18 protein-coding genes are annotated in these 18,783 nt (G+C 68.7%); 9 read left to right on the top strand and 9 right to left on the bottom strand.

Annotation, left to right across the window (positions count from 1 at the left end; genetic code table 11):
• Positions 1 to 7: 7 nt before the first annotated feature.
• Positions 8 to 736 carry a pyridoxamine 5'-phosphate oxidase family protein gene (locus tag DEH84_RS02915; RefSeq protein ID WP_245932666.1) on the bottom strand — a complete coding sequence of 243 codons (729 nt, stop codon included), beginning with the start codon at positions 734 to 736 and terminating at the stop codon, positions 8 to 10.
• Positions 737 to 839: 103 nt separating this feature from the next.
• On the opposite strand from DEH84_RS02915, the gene pdxR reads away from it, so the two are divergent.
• Complete coding sequence (gene pdxR, locus DEH84_RS02920) at positions 840 to 2,315, top strand: MocR-like pyridoxine biosynthesis transcription factor PdxR (protein ID WP_109034622.1); 1,476 nt, start codon at positions 840 to 842, stop codon at positions 2,313 to 2,315.
• 83 nt (positions 2,316 to 2,398) lie between these two features.
• On the opposite strand, the gene DEH84_RS02925 is transcribed toward pdxR, so the two are convergent.
• Both DEH84_RS02925 and DEH84_RS02930 read right to left on the bottom strand, forming a co-directional pair.
• A complete protein-coding gene (locus DEH84_RS02925; protein ID WP_109034624.1) occupies positions 2,399 to 3,127 on the bottom strand; it encodes a Bax inhibitor-1/YccA family protein in 729 nt (242 codons plus the stop codon).
• A gap of 35 nt (positions 3,128 to 3,162) precedes the next feature.
• On the bottom strand, positions 3,163 to 3,561 hold the full coding sequence (locus DEH84_RS02930; RefSeq protein ID WP_109034626.1) for a hypothetical protein: 399 nt from the start codon (positions 3,559 to 3,561) through the stop codon (positions 3,163 to 3,165).
• Between the two features lie 100 nt (positions 3,562 to 3,661).
• Here DEH84_RS02930 and nhaR point away from each other — a divergent pair, with 100 nt between their 5' ends.
• Positions 3,662 to 4,570: a transcriptional activator NhaR gene (gene nhaR, locus DEH84_RS02935; RefSeq protein WP_109034628.1), complete on the top strand. Its 909-nt coding sequence runs from the start codon at positions 3,662 to 3,664 to the stop codon at positions 4,568 to 4,570.
• 3 nt (positions 4,571 to 4,573) lie between these two features.
• Here nhaR and DEH84_RS02940 read toward each other — a convergent pair whose 3' ends face one another.
• On the bottom strand, positions 4,574 to 5,716 hold the full coding sequence (locus DEH84_RS02940; RefSeq protein ID WP_109038179.1) for an ABC transporter ATP-binding protein: 1,143 nt from the start codon (positions 5,714 to 5,716) through the stop codon (positions 4,574 to 4,576).
• Between the two features lie 26 nt (positions 5,717 to 5,742).
• Between DEH84_RS02940 and DEH84_RS02945 the strand changes: the two genes are divergently transcribed.
• The gene (locus DEH84_RS02945) at positions 5,743 to 7,437 is read left to right on the top strand and encodes an ABC transporter permease (protein ID WP_109034630.1); all 1,695 of its coding nucleotides are present in this window, start codon (positions 5,743 to 5,745) and stop codon (positions 7,435 to 7,437) included.
• A gap of 21 nt (positions 7,438 to 7,458) precedes the next feature.
• Here DEH84_RS02945 and DEH84_RS02950 read toward each other — a convergent pair whose 3' ends face one another.
• Positions 7,459 to 8,478, bottom strand: a complete 1,020-nt coding sequence (locus DEH84_RS02950; RefSeq protein WP_109034632.1) for a Fe(3+) ABC transporter substrate-binding protein — start codon at positions 8,476 to 8,478, stop codon at positions 7,459 to 7,461.
• A 152-nt stretch (positions 8,479 to 8,630) separates the two neighbouring features.
• Here DEH84_RS02950 and bioF point away from each other — a divergent pair, with 152 nt between their 5' ends.
• Entirely contained in the window at positions 8,631 to 9,863 is a 1,233-nt protein-coding gene (gene bioF, locus DEH84_RS02955; protein WP_109034634.1) for an 8-amino-7-oxononanoate synthase, read from the top strand.
• A gap of 9 nt (positions 9,864 to 9,872) precedes the next feature.
• Here the strand turns inward: bioF and DEH84_RS02960 are convergent, their stop codons facing one another.
• From DEH84_RS02960 to murU, 4 genes are all read right to left on the bottom strand, one after another.
• The gene (locus tag DEH84_RS02960) at positions 9,873 to 10,979 is read right to left on the bottom strand and encodes an HD-GYP domain-containing protein (protein WP_109034636.1); all 1,107 of its coding nucleotides are present in this window, start codon (positions 10,977 to 10,979) and stop codon (positions 9,873 to 9,875) included.
• A gap of 104 nt (positions 10,980 to 11,083) precedes the next feature.
• Positions 11,084 to 12,451, bottom strand: a complete 1,368-nt coding sequence (gene miaB, locus DEH84_RS02965; protein WP_109034638.1) for a tRNA (N6-isopentenyl adenosine(37)-C2)-methylthiotransferase MiaB — start codon at positions 12,449 to 12,451, stop codon at positions 11,084 to 11,086.
• A gap of 11 nt (positions 12,452 to 12,462) precedes the next feature.
• On the bottom strand, positions 12,463 to 12,882 hold the full coding sequence (locus DEH84_RS02970) for a hypothetical protein (protein WP_109038180.1): 420 nt from the start codon (positions 12,880 to 12,882) through the stop codon (positions 12,463 to 12,465).
• Positions 12,883 to 12,945: 63 nt separating this feature from the next.
• Positions 12,946 to 13,650, bottom strand: a complete 705-nt coding sequence (gene murU, locus DEH84_RS02975) for an N-acetylmuramate alpha-1-phosphate uridylyltransferase MurU (RefSeq protein ID WP_109034640.1) — start codon at positions 13,648 to 13,650, stop codon at positions 12,946 to 12,948.
• 324 nt (positions 13,651 to 13,974) lie between these two features.
• On the opposite strand from murU, the gene DEH84_RS02980 reads away from it, so the two are divergent.
• Genes DEH84_RS02980 through DEH84_RS03000 form a run of 5 tightly spaced genes read left to right on the top strand, consistent with a single transcriptional unit; the run spans position 13,975 to position 18,763 of the window.
• A complete protein-coding gene (locus DEH84_RS02980; RefSeq protein WP_109034642.1) occupies positions 13,975 to 15,063 on the top strand; it encodes a hydrogenase small subunit in 1,089 nt (362 codons plus the stop codon).
• An 18-nt stretch (positions 15,064 to 15,081) separates the two neighbouring features.
• The gene (locus DEH84_RS02985) at positions 15,082 to 16,935 is read left to right on the top strand and encodes a nickel-dependent hydrogenase large subunit (protein ID WP_109034644.1); all 1,854 of its coding nucleotides are present in this window, start codon (positions 15,082 to 15,084) and stop codon (positions 16,933 to 16,935) included.
• A gap of 29 nt (positions 16,936 to 16,964) precedes the next feature.
• Positions 16,965 to 17,558, top strand: a complete 594-nt coding sequence (locus tag DEH84_RS02990; protein ID WP_109034646.1) for a HupE/UreJ family protein — start codon at positions 16,965 to 16,967, stop codon at positions 17,556 to 17,558.
• 47 nt (positions 17,559 to 17,605) lie between these two features.
• Complete coding sequence (gene cybH, locus DEH84_RS02995; RefSeq protein WP_109034648.1) at positions 17,606 to 18,343, top strand: Ni/Fe-hydrogenase, b-type cytochrome subunit; 738 nt, start codon at positions 17,606 to 17,608, stop codon at positions 18,341 to 18,343.
• Between the two features lie 18 nt (positions 18,344 to 18,361).
• Positions 18,362 to 18,763: a HigA family addiction module antitoxin gene (locus DEH84_RS03000; RefSeq protein ID WP_109034650.1), complete on the top strand. Its 402-nt coding sequence runs from the start codon at positions 18,362 to 18,364 to the stop codon at positions 18,761 to 18,763.
• Positions 18,764 to 18,783: the final 20 nt, after the last annotated feature.

The raw sequence follows: 18,783 nt of genomic DNA on the forward strand, positions 1-18,783 counted from the left end.
GGCCGCCTCAGGGTGACAAGGGAGCCGGCCCGGGATCCGCGGCCAGCCAGTCCGTCACCGAAGCCGGCAGGGCCTGGCCCGTCGCCCGGCTCCGCTCGTCGGGTACCGGGGGCAGCCGGGTGATGGCCAGTGGCAGCACGCCCGCCCAGGCCGGGTGATGGGCGTCGTGCTCCTTGTCGCGCGGGCCCCAGTTGCGCACCTTCGCGCTGGCTTCATCGAGCGGCATGGACAGCACGAGGGTGGCTTTCAGCTCGCTCTCATCCGCCGGACGCGCCTCGTGCTCGCGGCCCGGCAGCAAGCGGGCCATGAAGGCGTCCAGCACCGCCGGCTTGTCCGCATCGGGCACGACGCTGAAGCGGCCGTACGCCACCACCGAGCGGTAGTTCATCGAATGCGAGAAGGCCGAGCGCGCCAGCACCAGGCCGTCCAGGTGGGTGATGGTCACGCACGCCACCGTGCCACTGGCCAGGCGTCGCATCATCGGGCTGCCATTCGAGCCGTGGATGTAGAGCGCGTTGCCGATCCGCCAGCACGCCGTGGGCAGGCACACCGCAAAGGGCTCGGCCTCGTGGGCGGCACCGCGTGTGTCGGTGAAGGCCACATGGCACAGCCAGGCCGCGTCAACGATGGCATGCACCGTGTCGCGGTCGTAATGGCCGCGCTCGCTGGCGCGACGGATGGTGGTGCGGCCTGACGGGGGCGTGCCGACGGGCGATGTGTCGATGGCGTGGGACAAGGTGATTCCTCCTGATCTGAATCGGTGAAACGACCCCGGAAAGATAGGGTGGCCGTGGCACCATGCAAAGAGCCACAAGACGGCTTGATGATGGAGCCACGACATGAGCGACCTGCATTGGCTGAAGAACGACCCGCTGCTGTTGCCCGGCGTCCCCGAGCCGCTGCAGCGGCGGCTCTACCGTGTGCTGCGTGAGGCAGTGGTGGAAGGGCGGCTGCAGGCGGGCGCGGTGCTGCCGTCCACGCGGGCGCTGGCCGGCCAGCTGAAAATCGCGCGCAACACCGTGCTGCATGCCTACGAACAGCTGGCGGCCGAGGGGTATGTGCAGGCAGACCGGCAGGGCACGGTGGTCTGCGCCCTCGAGCGACCCCGGCGCGCCGTGCCGCACAGCGCTGCCATGCCACCCTTGTCCCGCCGGTCGGCCGGTTTCCAGCGGCCGCGCTCGGCCGAAGCGCAACTGCGTCCCTTCGTGCCCGGCAACCCGGCGCTGGATGCCTTTCCATGGCCGGTGTGGCAGCGGGTGTCCGCGCGGGCCACCCGCCAGGCGGCGTGGCGTGAGGCGGGTTACCGCGATGCGGCCGGTGAGCCCGAACTGCGTCAGGCGATTGCGACCTACCTTCGGGCTTCGCGTGGCGTGGTCTGCGGGCCCGAGCAGGTGATCGTCACCGAAGGCACGCAGGAGGGGCTGGCGCTGTGTGCGCAGCTGCTGGCGGATGCGGGCGACACCGCCTGGATCGAGCACCCAGGCTACGGTGGCGCCTTTGCGGGCCTGCGCGCGGCCGGCCTGCACTGTGTGCCGGTGACGGTGGATGCCGAAGGGATGTCGCCCCCGCCCGCACTGTGGCGGCAGGCGCCGCCCCGCCTGATCTACACCACGCCCTCGCACCAGTATCCGCTCGGATCGGTGCTGAGCCTGCCCCGCCGGCTGGCCTTGCTGGCCCAGGCGCGTGCGCAGGGCGCGTGGATCCTCGAGGACGACTACGACAGCGAGTTCCGGCACGCCGGCCCGCCGCTGGCGGCCATGCAGGGCCTGGAGCCCGATGCCCCGGTGGCCTACCTCGGCACGTTCAGCAAGACCCTGTTTCCCGGCCTGCGCCTGGGCTTTGTCGTGCTGCCCGCTGCGGTGGCCGAGCGGGCAACCGGCGTGGCGGGTGCGTTGTGGCCGCGTGGGCGGGCGACCACACAGCGTGCCCTGGCGGCCTTCATCGACGAGGGGCACTTCACGCGGCATCTGCGTCGGATGCGGGTGCTGTATGCCGAGCGGCAGCAGGCCCTGCGCGAGGCGCTGGCCCACCACTGGCGCTGGCCGGGCACAGTGCTGGGCGGCGATTGCGGCATGCACCTGGTTGTCAGCCTGCCTGACGGGCTACCGGACGTGGATCTGGCCCGGGCGACCGCGCAACGGGGGCTGGGGCCGCGTGCGCTCAGCGCCTACGGCACCGGTGGCCCCGCGGGCTTCAATGGCCTGGTGATGGGCTACGCCCACGTGCCAGCCGACCAGGTTGCCGACCACGTTCGGGCGCTGGTCAGCGCCGCGGGCGACATCCCGGCTCCCAAAGGAAAGGCCGCCCGGACCTGAGCGGGCAGGTCGGGCGGCCAGGGCCGTCGTTCGGGGTGACAGGGGGCGGGCAGCGGCGGCCGCAGCACCCGACCCGGGCGGCGTCACTCGTCGTTGCCGCCCAGACCGAACAGCATCAGCAGGCTGCTGAACAGGTTGTAGATCGTCACGTACAGGCCGATGGTGGCGAGGATGTAGTTGGTCTCGCCGCCATGCACGATGCGGCTGGTTTCCATCAGGATCAGGCCGCAGCTCAGCATCACGACCAGGCCGGACACCGCAAGTGCCAGGGCAGGGATCTGGAAGAAGATCGCGCCCAGGCTGAGGGCAAAGGCGACCAGCATGCCGACGAACAGCATCTTGCCCATGGCGCTGAAGTCACGCTTGGTGCTCAGGGCGACCGCCGACAGGCCGATGAAGGCCACCGCGGTGGCGGCCAGCGCGTTGGTGACGACCGCGCTGCCATGCGGCATGGCGAGCACCTTGCCCAGCACCGGGCCCAGGCCGTAGCCCATGAAGCCGGTGAAGGCGAACACGGACAGCAGGCCCCAGCCGCTGTTCGCGGTCTTGTGCACCAGGAACATCAGGCCGAACATGCCGATCAGGCTGAGCAGCAGCCCGGGGTGCGGCAGGTTCAGCGTCATGGCGGTGCCCGCCACGGCGGCGCTGAACAGCAACGTCATGCCCAGCAGCGCGTAGGTGTTGCGCAGCACCTTGCGGGCGCTGGCGCCGATCGCGTTGCCGTCGGCATAGCGGGCGTCTTCCACGCCACGCCAGGCGGCCTGCTGGTTCAGGGGGATGGCTCGGGGGGTACGACGAAGGTCGTCAGACATGAGGGGCTCCTTCAAGATAAACGGGTCGGGTGCGCTCAGGCACCGTCGGGAATGGCGGTCATCGCGCGCGCCAGACGGCGGTTGCGCGGGGCTTCGTGGCGGCTGCGGCTCAGAGACGGCACGCGCTGGGCGCGGTGCTGCATTTCCTTGAGCTGCCGGTTGACGGCATGCACGGCGCGGTGCACGGCCCGGTCCACCAGGGCCCGGACGGCGCCGCCACGGTCGCGCACCACGGTGGTGGTGTCTTCCAGTTCGACCACCAGGTGGCAATCCTTGTCTTCACCGCCGCGCGGGCCGTTCGTGTCGCTCAGGTGCAGGGTGGCCCCCATGGCCTGGCGGCCGAAGCGGGTCAGGGCCTGATGCAGGCGCTGACGGATGTGTTCGCGGTCCTCCCGCGACAGGATCAGGCCATGAGTCTGGATGAAAACGCGCATGTTGAACCTCGCAATGAGAGTGGATGACGGTGTAACTGTACGGGCCTGAAAGCTTCAGGTAAATTCGAATTTATTTCCTCATGAGTTCGGAAAAACCGATATGAACTACAAGCACCTGCTCTACTTCTGGACGGTGGCACGGCTGGGTGGCGTGGCGCAGGCCGGCGAGCATCTGCACGTGACGCCGCAGACCGTGAGCGGTCAGATCCAGCTGCTGGAAGACAGCCTGGGGCAGCCGCTGTTTCGCAAGAAGGGGCGCAAGCTGGCACTGACGGAAGCAGGCGAGCTGGCCTTCAGCTACGCGCAGGACATCTTCAGCCTGGGTGCGCAGCTGGAGCAGGCGCTCAGCCAGCCGGGGGGCACGGCCCGGCCCGTGGAGTTGCGCGTGGGCATTGCCGATGCGGTGCCGAAGCTGGTGGCCGCGCGGCTGCTCGAGCCGGCGTTTCAGGGGGCGCAGCGCTTCAAGGTGGTGTGCCGGGAGTGGAAGCTCGACAGCCTGCTGGCCGAACTGGCGGTGCACCGGCTGGACCTGGTGCTGTCCGACACGCCCCTGCCGCCTTCGCTGAGTGTGAGTGCCTACAACCACCGCCTGGGTGGGGCGCACGTGGGCTTTTATGCCGCCGGCCCGCTGGCGAAGCGGCTGACCGGGCAGCCCTTTCCCCAATGCCTGGATGGCGTGCCACTGCTGGCGCCGGGCACCGAGTCGGCCATGGGGGTGCGGCTGAGCCAGTGGCTGGGACGCCATCGCCTCAAGCCCGTGCTGGCGGGCGAGTTCGATGACAGCGCGATGGTGATGACGCTGGGGCAGCAGGGGCACGGTGTGTTCACGGCGCCGATGGTGCTCGATGAGCAGGTGCGCGGCCAGTTCGGTGCGACGCTGCTGGGCGAGGCCACCGACCTGGTCGAGGCCTTTTACGTGATCACGGTGGACCGGCGGCTCACGCACCCGGGCGTGCTCGCCATCACGGAGGCCGCACGCCAGGGCCTGTTCGCCGCCTGGAGCCGGTGAGCCTCAGCGGCCCGCGCCTTCCTGCGGGAAGGCGACCAGGTGGTCCATCTCCAGCCGGATGCCGATGGGCTCGCCGATCGCGTGGTCGTGGTGCGAGGGCACGAGCGACAGCACCTCGTTGCCGCTGGGCAGGGCCAGGGTGTAGAGGAACTCGGCACCCTTGAAGGCCTTGTGCACGATGCGGGCCTGCAGCGGGCTGGCGTCGTCGTGCACGACGTCGTCGGGGCGCAGCAGCACGTCGACGCGGCTGCCGGGCGTGAAGGGCAGGGCGGTGTCGGCCGTGAAGGTGGTGTCGTCGCGGTGCACCTGGCCGGCGTCGAACGCCAGACTCAGGCGGTGCGCATCCAGCACGGTGGCGGGCACGAAGGCGCCCTGGCCGATGAAGTTGGCCACGCGCCGGTTGGCCGGGCGGTGGTACAGACCGTAGGCCGTGTCCCATTGCTGAAGGCGGCCGTCGGCCAGCACCCCGATCACATCCGCCATGGCGAAGGCTTCATGCTGGTCGTGTGTGACCAGGATGGCGGTGGTCTGGGTGGCCTTCAGGATGTCGCGCACCTCGCCCGCCAGGTGCTCGCGCAGGGCCACGTCGAGGTTGGAGAAGGGCTCGTCGAGCAGCAGGATGCTCGGCTGGGGCGCCAGCGCGCGGGCCAGCGCCACGCGCTGCTGCTGGCCGCCCGAGAGTTCGTGCGGGTAGCGCGCAGCGGCGGCGGCCAGGCCCACGGTGTCGAGCATGGCGGCCACGCGGTCGGTTGCATCGCCTTGCCCGCGCAGGCCGAAGCCGACGTTCTGCGCCACCGTGAGGTGAGGGAACAGCGCGTAGTCCTGGAAGACCATGCCGATGCGGCGCTTCTCGGGCGGGGTCAGGCGGCCTGGCGCGCTCAGCACCTGGCCCGCCAGGCGGATCTGGCCGTCGAACAGTGGCTCGAAGCCGGCGATGGCCCGCAACGCCGACGTCTTGCCGCAGCCGGAAGGGCCGAGCAGGCAGGCCAGCGTGCCGCGGGGCAGGGCGAAGCTGAGGTCGGAGACGACGGTGCGCGTGCCGTAGCGCAGGGCGATGCGGTCCACGACCAGCCAGGCGGCGTCGTGTGTTGCGCTGACATGGACTTGCGCACGTTCCGGCGCGCTCTGAAAAACAGCGGTGGGCATGCGAACGATCATAATTCTCAATTGACATGAGCCTGACCCTGCCTTCCCCCGCCGCCGCCGCGTGGCGACTGTCCCGCTTGCCGGCCCTGTGGTTCAGCGTGGCGACGCTGGTCGTGGGGGCGCTGATGGCCCTGCCCGTGCTGGCGGTCATCAGCCATGTGCTGTCGACCGGCACCGGCGACACCTGGGCCCACCTCTCAGCGACCGTGCTGCCCGATTACATCCGCTCGACGCTGGTGCTGTGTGTTGGGGTGGGTTTCGGCACGGCCTGCATGGGTGTGGGTGCCGCCTGGCTGGTGACGCGCTACGACTTCCCGTTGCGCGGCGCCCTCGAATGGGCGCTGGTGCTGCCATTGGCCGTGCCGGCGTACGTGATGGCCTACACCTACACCGACCTGCTGCAGTTCGTGGGGCCGGTGCAGACGGCGTTGCGCGAGGCTTTCGGCTGGACGCGAGCGGACTACTGGTTCCCGGATGTGCGCTCGCTGGGCGGGGCGGTGGTGCTGTTCTCGCTGGTGCTTTATCCCTATGTCTACATGCTGGCGCGCACGGCTTTTCTCGAGCGGGCGGGCGGCATGCTGGAAGCCGGGCGCTCGCTGGGGCTGGGGCCGTGGGCCAGTTTCTTCCGGGTCTCCCTGCCGCTGGCCCGCCCCGCGATCGCCGCGGGCGTGGCGCTGGCGCTGATGGAGACGCTGGCCGACTTCGGCGCGGTGTCGTACTTCGGCGTGCAGACCTTCACCACCGGCATCTACCGGGCGTGGTTCTCTCTGGGTGATCGCGTGGCCGCAGCCCAACTGGCCACGGCGCTGCTGGGCTTTGTGGTGCTCGTGCTGGCGATGGAGCGCCTGTCACGGGGCCGGGCGCGCTTCCATGACACGACGCTGCGGCGTGCACGCTTTGCCTCGGTGCGGCTGCGCGGCGGCCGGGCGGCGCTGGCGGTGGCGGCCTGCCTGCTGCCCCTGTGCCTCGGCTTTCTGCTGCCGGCCGGCATCCTGCTGGAGATGGCTGTGACCGAAGGCGATGCGCAGTTCGGCACGCGCTTCATTGAGCTGGCCCGCAACAGCGTCACGGTGTCGGCCATGACGGCCTTCATCGCCGTGCTGCTGGCATTGCTGCTGGGCTATGCCGCGCGCCTGCAGGCTTCGTGGCTGGTGCGGGGCGTGCATCGCCTGGCGGGTCTGGGCTATGCCCTGCCGGGCACCGTGATCGCGGTGGGGGTGCTGATCCCGGTCACGCGCATCGACAACTGGCTCACCGACTGGGCCAGTCGCACATGGGGATGGGAGGGGGGCCTGCTGATCACCGGGGGGCTGGCCGGCCTGGTCTATGCCTGCGCCGTGCGCTTTCTGACACCGGCCGTGCAGGCCGTCGACGCGGGGCTGCTGAAGGTCACGCCCAACATGGACAACGCGTCTCGCAGCCTGGGCCTGACGCCCGCGGCCACGCTGCGCCGCGTGCACTTCCCCCTGTTGCGCGGCAGCCTGCTGACGGCCGCGCTGCTGGTGTTCATCGACGTAATGAAGGAGCTGCCCGCCACGCTGGTGATGCGGCCCTTCAACTTCGACACGCTCGCCACGCAGGCCTACACGCTCGCTTCCGACGAGCGACTCACCGAAGCCTCGACCGCCGCGCTGGCGATCGTGGTGGTGGGCCTGCTGCCCCTCATCGTGCTGAGCAGCGAGATCGCGCGGGGCCGACAGGGCGAAGCCGCCCCGCAGTGAGCTTCCCGCGCTGACCTCGACTCAACGCCAGCCGGCGCGGTCGAACACCTTCTGGGCCGTGGCCGCGTTCTTGGCCAGCTCGGCCACCGGCAGGGTGTCGGCCTTGAACGGGCCCATGGCCTTGAGCGCCGGGTTGTCGACCTTCACGCTCGGCACGGCGGGCCATTCGTTGTTGCCGTCGGCGAAGTAGGCCTGGGCCTTGTCGCTGGCGAGGTACTCCATGAACTTGACGGCCGCTGCGCGGTTCGGCGCGGTCTTGATGATGCCGGCGCCCGACACGTTGATGTGTGCGCCCCACGTCTGCTGGTTGGGCCACACGATGCCGATGGCGTTCACGACCTTCTGGTCTTCCGGCTTGGTCGAGCGCATCAGGCGGGCCAGGTAGTAGCTGTTGGAGATGGCCACGCCGCATTCGCCGGCGGCCACGGACTTGATCTGGTCGGTGTCGCCCCCCTTGGGGTTGCGGGCGAAGTTCTGCACCAGGCCACGAGCCCAGGCTTCGGCCTGCTGCTCGCCGTCGTGGGCGATGAAGGCCGCCCCCAGCGACAGGTTGTAGGGGTGCGAGCCGGCGCGCACGCACACCTGGCCCTTCAGGCGCGGGTGGGCCAGGTCACCGTAGGTCTGCACCCACTCGGCCTTCACGTTGGCCTTGTTGTAGACGATGACGCGGGCGCGGGTGGAAAACGCGATCCAGTTCGGCGTGCGCAGGTGGGCTGGAATGCGCTGGGTCAGCACCTTGGACTGGATGGGCTGGAACAGGCCAGCCTGGTCGGCGATCGCCAGACGGGCGGCGTCGACGGTGATCAGGATGTCGGCCGGCGAGTTCGCGCCTTCGTTCTTGATGCGTTCGAGCAGTTCGTCTTCCTTGCCGTCCAGCCGGTTGATCTTGATGCCCGTCTGCTTGGTGAAGTCGGCGTAGAAGGCCTCGTCGGTCTGGTAATGACGAGCCGAATAGATGTTGAGCACCTTGTCGTCGGCGTGGGCCTGGCAGGCCAGGGCGATCACGGTCAGGGTGGCAAGGCGGGGCAGCAGTCGGGCCATGTTGTTGCGATTCCTTTTGCGGGTGGATCGGGAAAGGGTGCGGCGCGGCGTCCGCAATCCCGAAAGATAGCAGGAATGATTCGCATTTGCGCGGACTCGCGCGCCTGTGGCGTGCATGTCGCGGGACTGTCGCCTCTGCTACCCTTGGCCGCATGACTCTCCCGTTTGACGAGGCGCTGAACGGCCTGCGCCAGAACCTGGCCTTGCGCCGGCGCCGCCAGGTGGCCCCTGTGGTGGCCCCGGCCGCCCTGACGCCCCAAGATGAAGCTCTGCGCGGCACCACCTACCTGATCGACGGGCAGCCCCGTCTGTCCTTCGGCAGCAACGATTACCTGGGGCTGTCGCAGCACCCGGCGCTACTGGCGGCGGCCCACGCGGCCATCGACCGCTACGGCGTGGGGGCGACGGCCTCGCCGCTGGTGTGCGGCCACAGCCCCGAGCACGAGCAGCTGGAAGCAGCCCTGGCGGCCCACGTCGGCCTGCCGCGCGCGCTGTACTTCTATGCCGGCTATGCGGCCAACGTGGGCCTGGTGCCGGCGCTGGTGGGGCGGGGCGATGCGGTGTTTTCCGATGCTCTGAACCACGCCTGCCTGATCGATGGCATCCGCCTGTCGCGGGCCGAACTGCACGTGGTGCCCCATGCGGACTTGGCCGCGCTGGACGCCGCCCTGGCTGCGAGCACCGCACGCCGCAAGCTGGTGGTGACGGACGCCGTGTTCAGCATGGACGGCAATGTGGCCGACGTGCCCGCGCTGATGGCCCTGTGCGAGCGCCACGATGCCTGGCTGCTGATCGACGACGCGCACGGCTATGGGGTGCTCGGCCCGCAGGGCGAGGGCACGTTGGCCCACTTCGGCCTGACCGGCGTGGATGGGGTGGCCCCCGCCTGGCAAGGGCGCATGGACCGGCTGATCTACATGGCCACGCTGGGCAAGGCGGCCGGCGTGTCGGGCGCCTTCGTGGCGGGCCACCCCGACATGGTGGAGTGGGTGATGCAGAAGGCGCGCACCTACATGTTTGCCACGGCGGCCCCGGCGGTGATCGCCGCGTCCCTGCGTGCCGCCATCGACGTGATCCGGCAGGAGCCGCAGCGCCGGCGACATCTGCACGCCTTGCGCACGCGGTTGCGCGAGGGGCTCGCTGCGGCGCAGATTCCCTGGCATCTGATGCCATCGGAGACGGCGATCCAGCCGCTGGTGATCGGGTCGAACGCCGAGGCCCTGGCCGTCATGGCCCAGCTCGACGAACAGGGCGTGTGGGTGCCGGCCATCCGTCCACCCACGGTGCCCGAGGGCACGGCCCGGCTGCGGATTTCCCTCTCGGCGGCGCACACGCTGGCGCAGGTGGATGAACTGGTTGCGGCGCTCGCACGGTGTCCGCGCTGAGCATGATGCTCAGTGCAGGGCCGTCGCTTCAGCGGGCAGGGTGATCACGCCGCGTGGCACCGCCGCCACGACCTTGTAGGCCGGCTCGCAGGTGCGGCGGCGCACGGGCTGTGGCAGCGCCACGCCGTCGGCGCCCTGCACGGCGCAGACCTCCGGCAGGTGGGCCAGCTCGCCGCGCCGCAGCACCACCGCCAGCTCGCCGTTGGCGAGCCGCACGCTGGCCCCGGGCGGGAAGAGCCCGACTTCCTTGATCAGGGCACTGGCAAACGGGTTGGCCGCGCCACCCCCGCGGTGGAAAAGCTGGCGCGCGGCCACATCGGGCGCCAGGGCCCCCCGGTAGGCCCGGCTGCTGACCTTGGCCAGGTACAGGTCCACATGGTGCAGCAGGCAGGCCATGTCGCCCGCCATGTGGCGCCACGCCGCCAGCGAACGGCCATCCTCCGGAGGGTGGTGATGCGCCACCGCCTGCAGCCAGTCGCGGTCTTCCACGCCCAGCATCTCCAGCAGCAGCCGGCCCTGTGCGCCGTGCTCGGCCATGTCGGTCCGCTCCGCGGCATCGAGCGGCCGCGCGCGTTCGTGCAGCGCGTTCTGTCGTTGCAGGCTTGCCAGGTTCATCGTCAGGGCGGCGTGCACGGTGGAGCGCACCATGGCGTTGGGCCAGCCGAGCCGGATTGCCACCATGTTGGCGAGGAAGGCCGCCTGGATCACGTGCGAGACGGCCGGCGTGTTGCGGCCCTCACGGTGCAGCAGCTCGAACAGGCTTTCGTCGAGGTGGTGCACCACCGCGAACTCGATGTGCCCGCCGATGACCTTCAGCCCGCGACGAAAGGGCTGGGCCTCACCCGGCTCGAGCAGCAAGGTTTCGGCCCGCGTGCGCACGTCCTGCCAAAGCGTGGCGGCGTGCTCGCGCACCGCATGGAAGTCCTGCGTGTCGGTCGCCTCGCCATGAACCTGGTGGTCGATGTAGGCCCCCCGCAGGATGAGGCCTTCGCGTTGCGCCTCGTCTCGCACGATGTGGCCCTGACGCAGCACGAGCTGGCCCGCGTCGTTGTAGACGTTCCAGGGGAGGGGGCGCCCGACGCCGATCTGGTCGAGGCAAAGTCGCAGTAACTTCATGGTTGCACAGCTTGGTGATCGGTCCCCCAACTGTGCAATGCGTCACAACCCGCGGATCGGCCCAGTACGACCGAAATCCCGGGGTTGTTTCGCGTTTGGACGAATCACGCCAGCAACAGTTCGCCTCGCAGCGAGTGCGGATAGGCCGTCGTGATGGTCACATCGATCAGCTGGCCGACGAGACGGTCGCGCAGGGCCTGGGTGGGGCCGGCCGCGAAGTTGACGATGCGGTTGCACTCGGTGCGACCCATCAGCTCGGCCGGGTCCTTGCGGCTGGGGCCCTCGACCAGAATTTTCTGACGGGTGCCGACCAGCGCCTGGCTGTAGCGCAGCACGTTCGACTCGAGGTAGGCCTGTAGCGTCTGCAGGCGCTTGAGCTTGACCTCGTGCGGCGTGTCGTCGGCCAGCGAGGCGGCCGGCGTGCCGGGGCGCGCGCTGAAGATGAAGCTGAACGAGGCGTCGAACTCGAGGTCGGTGGCCAGCTTCATCAGCTTGTCGAAGTCGTCGTCGGTCTCGCCGGGGAAGCCCACGATGAAGTCGGTCGACAGGCTGATGTTCGGTCGCACCGCACGCAGCTTGCGGATCGTGCTCTTGTACTCGAGCGCCGTGTAGCCGCGCTTCATGGCCATCAGGATGCGGTCGGAGCCGTGCTGGACGGGCAGGTGCACGTGGTTCACCAGCTTGTCGGTCTTGCCATAGACGTCGATCAGACGCTGGCTGAACTCGTTGGGGTGGCTGGTGGTGTAACGGATGCGCTCGATGCCGGGGATCTCGGCCACGTACTCGAGCAGCATGGCGAAGTCGGCGATCTCGGCGGTGTCGCCCATCTTGCCGCGGTAGCCATTGACGTTCTGACCCAGCAGCGTCACTTCCTTGACACCCTGGTCGGCCAGGTCGGCCACCTCGGTCAGCACGTCGTCGAACGGGCGTGACACCTCTTCACCGCGGGTGTAGGGCACCACGCAGTAGCTGCAGTACTTCGAGCAGCCTTCCATGATGGACACGAAGGCCGAGGCGCCTTCCTTGCGCGGCGGCGGCAGGTGGTCGAACTTCTCGATCTCGGGGAAGCTGATGTCGACCTGCGGGCGCTTGGCCTGCTGGCGCTGGGCGAGCATCTGCGGCAGGCGGTGCAGCGTCTGCGGGCCGAAGACCACGTCCACGTACGGTGCACGCTCGATGATGGCGGCGCCTTCCTGGCTGGCCACGCAACCCCCCACGCCGATCATCACGCCCTTTTCCTTCAGGTGCTTGACGCGGCCGAGGTCGGAAAACACCTTCTCCTGCGCCTTCTCGCGGATCGAGCAGGTGTTGAAGAGGATGAGGTCGGCCTCTTCCGGGTTGTCGGTGGGCTCGTAGCCCTGGGCCGCGTTCATGACGTCGGACATCTTGCCCGAGTCGTATTCGTTCATCTGGCAGCCGTAGGTCTTGATGTAGACCTTGCGGGCCGCGGTGTTCGTGGGGGTGTCGCTCATGGTGTCGGTCTTCAGGGCTTGGTCCAGCGCAGGGCGATCGGGTCGTAGGCCCAGCTTGCGGCTTCCAGGGGCGTGGTGGGCCACAGCGCACTGGCTTCGGTGTCCGTCAGCACCCAGATCTCCTTGAGCAGGCCCGTGCCGGTCTCAAGCCGGTAGTTGACCTTGCCGCTGAAGCCGCCGATTTCACCGCTGAGCATCAGCATGTTGTTGCTGCCGCGGATGCGCACGCCGGGGGCAAGGCGGATGGGCTGCTTGTTGAGCGTGGCCTCGGGCGGCACGCCGACCACGAGTGCGCCGCGCAGGGTGTCGGTGGGCAGCACGCGAGCCAGTTGGGTGACTTGGGCCAGCGCCGGGGCGGCCAGACAGGACAGCATCAAGGCGAGCACCGGAGCGGCGCGCCGAGGGGCGTCCGTCAGAGAACAGCGGGGCATGGTGTTGATCCAGGGGCTGTGGACGAAGCCTGCCATTCTACCGGCCAGGACCCTTCGGTGGGTTCAGCAGGCGTTCAGCGCCGCCAGCCGCTCGGGCGTACCCACATCGGTCCAGTCGCCTTCCAGCCAGCGGGCGCTGAGTCGGCCCGCGTCGATCGCGCGCTCCAGGCTGGGCCGTAGGGCCGCCTTGTCGCCCACGCGCACGCCGTCGACGATGGCCGGGCGGTACAGGCCGATGGTCGAGTAGGTGCCGGTGCGGGCGCCAGCGGGGGCCGCGTCCTTGCGCCGCACGCGCTGATCGCCATCGACCGCAAAGTCGCCTTGCGGCACATGGGGCGGGTTGGGCACCAGCCAGATGCGCCCCCAGTCGTCGCCGGCGCGGAAGGCCTCGGCCTCGTCGGCGTCGAAGCGGAAGCCGGGCACGAAGACGTCACCCGCCAGCACCCAGAACGCGTCGCCCAGCAGTGGCAGGGCCTTGGCGATGCCGCCAGCCGTTTCCAGCGCGCCACCGTGGTCGCGCTCTTCGTGGCTGTAGGTGATCCGCAGACCCCAGCGACTGCCATCGCCCAACGCGGGCTCGAACTGGCCTTCCAGGTAGGCGGTGTTGATCACCACGTCACGCACGCCGTCGCGGGCCAGGGCCTGAAGGTGCCAGGCAATCAGCGGCTGGCCGCGCACGGCCAGCAAAGGCTTGGGGGTGGTGTCGGTCAGCGGGCGCATGCGCTCGCCACGGCCAGCGGCCAGGATCAGGGCGGGAAGCTGAGGCATGGCCTCGATTGTCGGGCAAGCCGGGTGACAAGGCCTCTTGCATCCGGGTGGTCAGTGTCCTTTCAGTTTGCTTGCCATTCTGTCAGCCAAGGTGTCGCGTGTTAACCCGGGTCGGCACGCGACCGTCTGTCACGAATGTGACAAAAGACCAGTGCTGACAGGCACTTGGCGCACTCGGCACGGCGTGGCACGGGCGGCGTTCAGGCAGGCACGGGTCTTGAGAACAGACATCCCCGACCGTCTGGAGACGGAGAGGGCCGAGGCCGCGCACCCAGGGGGGTGTGCCGCGCCGATGACACCCCACACAACCGGAGACACCGCGCGATGGAAACGTTCTATGAAGTGATGCGACGCCAGGGCATTTCGCGCCGCAGTTTTCTGAAGTACTGCTCCCTGACCGCGACCTCGCTCGGCCTGGGCCCGGCCTTCGTGCCGCAGATTGCCCACGCCATGGAAACCAAGCCGCGCACGCCCGTGCTGTGGCTGCACGGGCTGGAGTGCACGTGCTGTTCCGAGAGCTTCATCCGCTCGGCCCACCCGCTGGCCAAGGATGTCGTGCTCTCGATGATCTCGCTCGACTACGACGACACGCTGATGGCCGCTGCCGGTCACCAGGCCGAGGCCATCCTCGAAGAGGTCATGACCAAGTACAAGGGCAACTACATCCTGGCCGTGGAAGGCAACCCGCCGCTGAACCAGGATGGCATGAGCTGCATCATCGGCGGCCGGCCCTTCCTGGACCAGCTCAAGCACGTGGCCAAGGACGCCAAGGCCATCATCAGCTGGGGCTCGTGCGCCAGCTGGGGCTGCGTGCAGGCCGCCAAGCCGAACCCGACGCAGGCCGTGCCCGTGCACAAGGTGATCACCGACAAGCCCATCATCAAGGTGCCGGGCTGCCCGCCGATCGCCGAGGTGATGACCGGTGTCATCACCTACATGCTGACCTTCGACCGCATCCCCGAGCTCGACCGCCAGGGCCGCCCGAAGATGTTCTACAGCCAGCGCATTCACGACAAGTGCTACCGCCGTCCGCACTTCGACGCTGGCCAGTTCGTGGAGTCGTTCGACGACGAGTTCGCGCGCCAGGGCTACTGCCTCTACAAGGTCGGCTGCAAGGGCCCGACCACGTACAACGCCTGCTCGACCGTGATGTGGAACGAGGGCACGAGCTTCCCGATCAAGTCGGGCCACGGCTGCATCGGCTGCTCGGAAGACGGCTTCTGGGACAAGGGCTCGTTCTACGACCGCCTGACCACGGTGCATCAGTTCGGCATCGAAGGCACGGCCGACCAGATCGGCGGTGGCGCCGCCGCGGTGGTGGGTGCCGGCGTGGCGGCCCACGCGGCCGTCTCGGCCATCAAGCGCGCGGCCCAGGGCAACGGCGCGAACACCTCGAACAACAGCCATTCCTGATCAGGCGGAGCCTCTCTCATGTCTTACGAAACCCAAGGCTTCAAGCTCGACAACAGCGGCCGCCGCATCGTGGTGGACCCGGTGACCCGCATCGAGGGCCACATGCGTTGCGAGGTCAACGTCGACAGCAACAACGTCATCACCAACGCCGTGTCGACTGGCACGATGTGGCGCGGCCTCGAGGTCATCCTCAAGGGGCGTGACCCGCGTGATGCGTGGGCCTTCGTCGAGCGCATCTGCGGCGTGTGCACCGGCTGCCACGCGCTGACCTCGGTGCGCGCGGTGGAAGATGCCCTCGGCATCCAGATCCCGAAGAACGCGCACCTGATCCGCGAGATCATGGCCAAGACGCTGCAGGTGCACGACCATGCGGTGCACTTCTACCACCTGCACGCGCTCGACTGGGTGGACGTCGTGTCGGCCCTGAATGCCGATCCGAAGAAGACCAGCGAGCTGCAGCAGATGGTGTCGCCGTCGCACCCGCTGTCGTCGGCGGGCTACTTCCGCGACATCCAGAACCGCCTGAAGAAGTTCGTGGAAAGCGGCCAGCTCGGCCCCTTCATGAATGGCTACTGGGGCTCGAAGGCCTATGTGCTGCCGCCCGAAGCCAACCTGATGGCCGTGACCCACTACCTGGAGGCGCTCGACCTGCAGAAGGAATGGGTCAAGATCCACGCCATCCTGGGTGGCAAGAACCCGCACCCGAACTACCTCGTGGGCGGCGTGCCGTGCGCGATCAACATCGATGGTCAGGGCGCCTCTGGCGCGCCGCTGAACATGGAGCGCCTGAACTTCATCGAGGCGCGCATCCACGAGATGATCGAGTTCAACAAGAACGTCTACATCCCGGATGTGCTGGCCATCGGCACCATCTACAAGCAAGCCGGCTGGCTGTACGGCGGTGGCCTGAGCGCCACCAACGTGGCCGACTACGGCACCTACGAGAAGGTGCCCTACGACCACAGCACGCACCAGCTGCCGGGTGGCGTGATCCTCAATGGCAACTGGGACGAGATCCTGCCGATCGATCCGCGCGATCCGGAGCAGGTGCAGGAGTTCGTGGCCCACAGCTGGTACACCTATGCCGACGAGACCAAGGGCCTGCACCCGTGGGACGGCGTGACCGAGCCACACTTCGAACTGGGCAGCAAGACCAAGGGCTCGCGCACCAACATCGAAGAGATCGACGAGAGCGCCAAGTACTCGTGGATCAAGGCCCCGCGCTGGCGTGGTCATGCGCTGGAGGTGGGCCCGCTGTCGCGCTACATCCTGGCCTATGCGCACGCGAACAAGGGCAACAAGTACGCCCAGCGCCCGAAGGAGCAGCTGGAGTACGCCGCCGGCATGATCAACACCCACCTGCCCAAGGCACTGGGCATGCCGGAGACGCAGTACACGCTCAAGCAGCTGCTGCCCACCACGATCGGCCGCACGCTGGCCCGCGCGCTGGAAGGCCAGTACTGCGGCGAGATGATGCTGGACGATTACAAGGAACTGATCGCCAACATCAAGGCCGGCGACACCGCCACGGCCAACGTCGAGAAGTGGGACCCGTCGACCTGGCCGAAGGAGGCCAAGGGCGTGGGCACCGTGGCCGCGCCGCGCGGCATGCTGGGCCACTGGATCAAGATCAAGGACGGCAAGATCGAGAACTACCAGTGCGTGGTGCCGAGCACCTGGAACGGCTCGCCGCGTGACCACAAGGGCCAGATCGGCGCCTTCGAGGCCTCGCTGATCAACACGCCGATGGTCAACCCCGAACAGCCGGTCGAGATTCTGCGCACGCTGCACTCGTTCGACCCCTGCCTGGCCTGCTCGACCCACGTCATGAGCCCGGACGGCGCCGAGCTGTGCAAGGTCAAGGTCCGCTGATCACCGCGCCCACCCAACAGGAACACCCCATGAACGCTTCCTTCTTCCTGCGGGCCCGTCGCGGCCTGATTCCGCTGTCGATGCTGCTGGCCGCCGGTGTGGCCCAGGCCCACCCGGGCCACGGTGCCCATGGCCTGACCGAAGGCCTGGCCCACCCGCTGGGGCTGGATCACCTGCTGGCCATGGTGGCCGTGGGCATGTGGTCGGCCGCCGCGCTCCCGGCACGCCGTGCGCTGATGGGCCCGGCCGTGTTCGTGCTGGCGCTGCTGGCCGGTGCGGCTGCGGGCCTGGCGGGCCTGCGCGTGGCCGGCACCGAGGCCCTGATCGCCACCAGCGTCGTGCTGTTCGGCGTGCTGCTGGCCGGTGTGCGCCAGTGGTCGGCCGTGGCCGGCCTGTCGCTGGTGGCCGCCTCAGCGGTGTTCCACGGCCTGGCCCACGGTGCCGAGCTGCCGGTGGGCGCCAGCGCGCTGGCCTACGTGGGCGGCTTTGTGCTCAGCACGCTGGTGCTGCATGTGGCGGGTCTGGGCGTGGGCACGGCGATGCGTCGCGCGCAGCTGTGGACATGGCGTGCCGCCGGCAGCCTGTTCGGCGCCGCCGGCCTGCTGATGCTCGCCCGGGTCTGATCCCTGGCTCATTGCCTGATCCACCGAAAGACAAAGAGGAGACCCGCATGAACGCCTCATCCACGTCCGCACAGGATCTGGCCCACGCGACCGGCGTTGACGAACGCGAAGTGCGTGCTGGTCAGCACACGACCTCGGTCTACGTGTACGAGGCGCCGGTGCGCCTGTGGCACTGGGTCAATGCAGCCGCCATCTTCGTGCTGGCGGTGACCGGTTACTTCATCGGTGCACCGCTGCCCACCATGCCCGGCGAAGCCAGCAACAGCTACGTGATGGGCTACATCCGTTTTGCCCACTTCGCGTCGGGCTACGTGCTGGCCGTGGGGCTGCTGGGGCGGGCCTACTGGGCCATCGTGGGCAACCACCATGCGCGCGAGCTGTTCACCATCCCGGTATCGAGCTGGGCCTACTGGAAGGAAGTCGTCACCATGCTCAAGTGGTACGCCTTCCTGATCCCCTCGCCGGGACGCTATGTGGGCCACAACCCCATGGCCCGGCTGATGATGTTCCTGCTCTTCCTGCTCAACGCGGTGTTCATGTGTGTGACCGGCTTCGCGCTGTATGGCGAAGGCACGGGAGCCGGCTCGTGGGCCCACGCGGCCTTTGGCTGGGTGATTCCGCTGTTCGGCCAGTCGCAGGACGTGCACACCTGGCACCACTTCGGCATGTGGCTGATGATCATCTTCGTCGTGCTGCACGTGTACGCCGCCGTGCGCGAGGACATCATGGGCCGCCAGAGCATCATCAGCACGATGATCTCGGGCTTCCGCACCTTCAAGGACTGAGCCGCGAAGGACGCCCCGATGCTGCCCACCCTGCACGCCCAGTTGAAGCAACGTCTGCAGACGGCGGCCCAGCCGTGGCGGCAGCCGGTGGGGGTGCCGCATCGTGCACCGGTGCATCCGGGCCGCTTTCTCGAGCGGCAGTTCCTCAAACCACTCGGCCTGACGCAGGGGCAGGCCGCCCGGCTGCTGGGTGTGTCCCGCCGCCGACTCAATGAGATCGTCGTGGGCCGCCGCAGCCTCACGCCGGACACCGCGCTGCGTTGCGCCATGGCCTTCGGGCTCGATGCCGGTTTCTGGATGGCCCTGCAGTCGCGCTGGGACAGCTTCCAGGCCTGGAAGGCCTGGCGCGCGGTGTCGACGGACGGCACGCCCTCCGCGGCAGACCTGACTCGCGCTCTGGCCCGCTCCTCGGCGCACTGAGCGCCCCTTCTTCTCCCCCA

This window comes from Aquabacterium olei, assembly GCF_003100395.1.
Lineage (GTDB): Bacteria > Pseudomonadota > Gammaproteobacteria > Burkholderiales > Burkholderiaceae_C > Aquabacterium > Aquabacterium olei.

What these genes read in the sequence shown, in the direction of transcription:
- pdxR (WP_109034622.1), top strand. Translation starts at nt 840, where the DNA reads ATGAGCGACCTGCATTGGCTGAAGAACGACCCGCTGCTGTTGCCCGGC.
- DEH84_RS02925 (WP_109034624.1), bottom strand. Translation starts at nt 3,127, where the DNA reads ATGTCTGACGACCTTCGTCGTACCCCCCGAGCCATCCCCCTGAACCAG.
- DEH84_RS02930 (WP_109034626.1), bottom strand. Translation starts at nt 3,561, where the DNA reads ATGCGCGTTTTCATCCAGACTCATGGCCTGATCCTGTCGCGGGAGGAC.
- nhaR (WP_109034628.1), top strand. Translation starts at nt 3,662, where the DNA reads ATGAACTACAAGCACCTGCTCTACTTCTGGACGGTGGCACGGCTGGGT.
- DEH84_RS02940 (WP_109038179.1), bottom strand. Translation starts at nt 5,716, where the DNA reads ATGCCCACCGCTGTTTTTCAGAGCGCGCCGGAACGTGCGCAAGTCCAT.
- DEH84_RS02945 (WP_109034630.1), top strand. Translation starts at nt 5,743, where the DNA reads ATGAGCCTGACCCTGCCTTCCCCCGCCGCCGCCGCGTGGCGACTGTCC.
- DEH84_RS02950 (WP_109034632.1), bottom strand. Translation starts at nt 8,478, where the DNA reads ATGGCCCGACTGCTGCCCCGCCTTGCCACCCTGACCGTGATCGCCCTG.
- bioF (WP_109034634.1), top strand. Translation starts at nt 8,631, where the DNA reads ATGACTCTCCCGTTTGACGAGGCGCTGAACGGCCTGCGCCAGAACCTG.
- DEH84_RS02960 (WP_109034636.1), bottom strand. Translation starts at nt 10,979, where the DNA reads ATGAAGTTACTGCGACTTTGCCTCGACCAGATCGGCGTCGGGCGCCCC.
- miaB (WP_109034638.1), bottom strand. Translation starts at nt 12,451, where the DNA reads ATGAGCGACACCCCCACGAACACCGCGGCCCGCAAGGTCTACATCAAG.
- DEH84_RS02970 (WP_109038180.1), bottom strand. Translation starts at nt 12,882, where the DNA reads ATGCCCCGCTGTTCTCTGACGGACGCCCCTCGGCGCGCCGCTCCGGTG.
- murU (WP_109034640.1), bottom strand. Translation starts at nt 13,650, where the DNA reads ATGCCTCAGCTTCCCGCCCTGATCCTGGCCGCTGGCCGTGGCGAGCGC.
- DEH84_RS02980 (WP_109034642.1), top strand. Translation starts at nt 13,975, where the DNA reads ATGGAAACGTTCTATGAAGTGATGCGACGCCAGGGCATTTCGCGCCGC.
- DEH84_RS02985 (WP_109034644.1), top strand. Translation starts at nt 15,082, where the DNA reads ATGTCTTACGAAACCCAAGGCTTCAAGCTCGACAACAGCGGCCGCCGC.
- DEH84_RS02990 (WP_109034646.1), top strand. Translation starts at nt 16,965, where the DNA reads ATGAACGCTTCCTTCTTCCTGCGGGCCCGTCGCGGCCTGATTCCGCTG.
- cybH (WP_109034648.1), top strand. Translation starts at nt 17,606, where the DNA reads ATGAACGCCTCATCCACGTCCGCACAGGATCTGGCCCACGCGACCGGC.
- DEH84_RS03000 (WP_109034650.1), top strand. Translation starts at nt 18,362, where the DNA reads ATGCTGCCCACCCTGCACGCCCAGTTGAAGCAACGTCTGCAGACGGCG.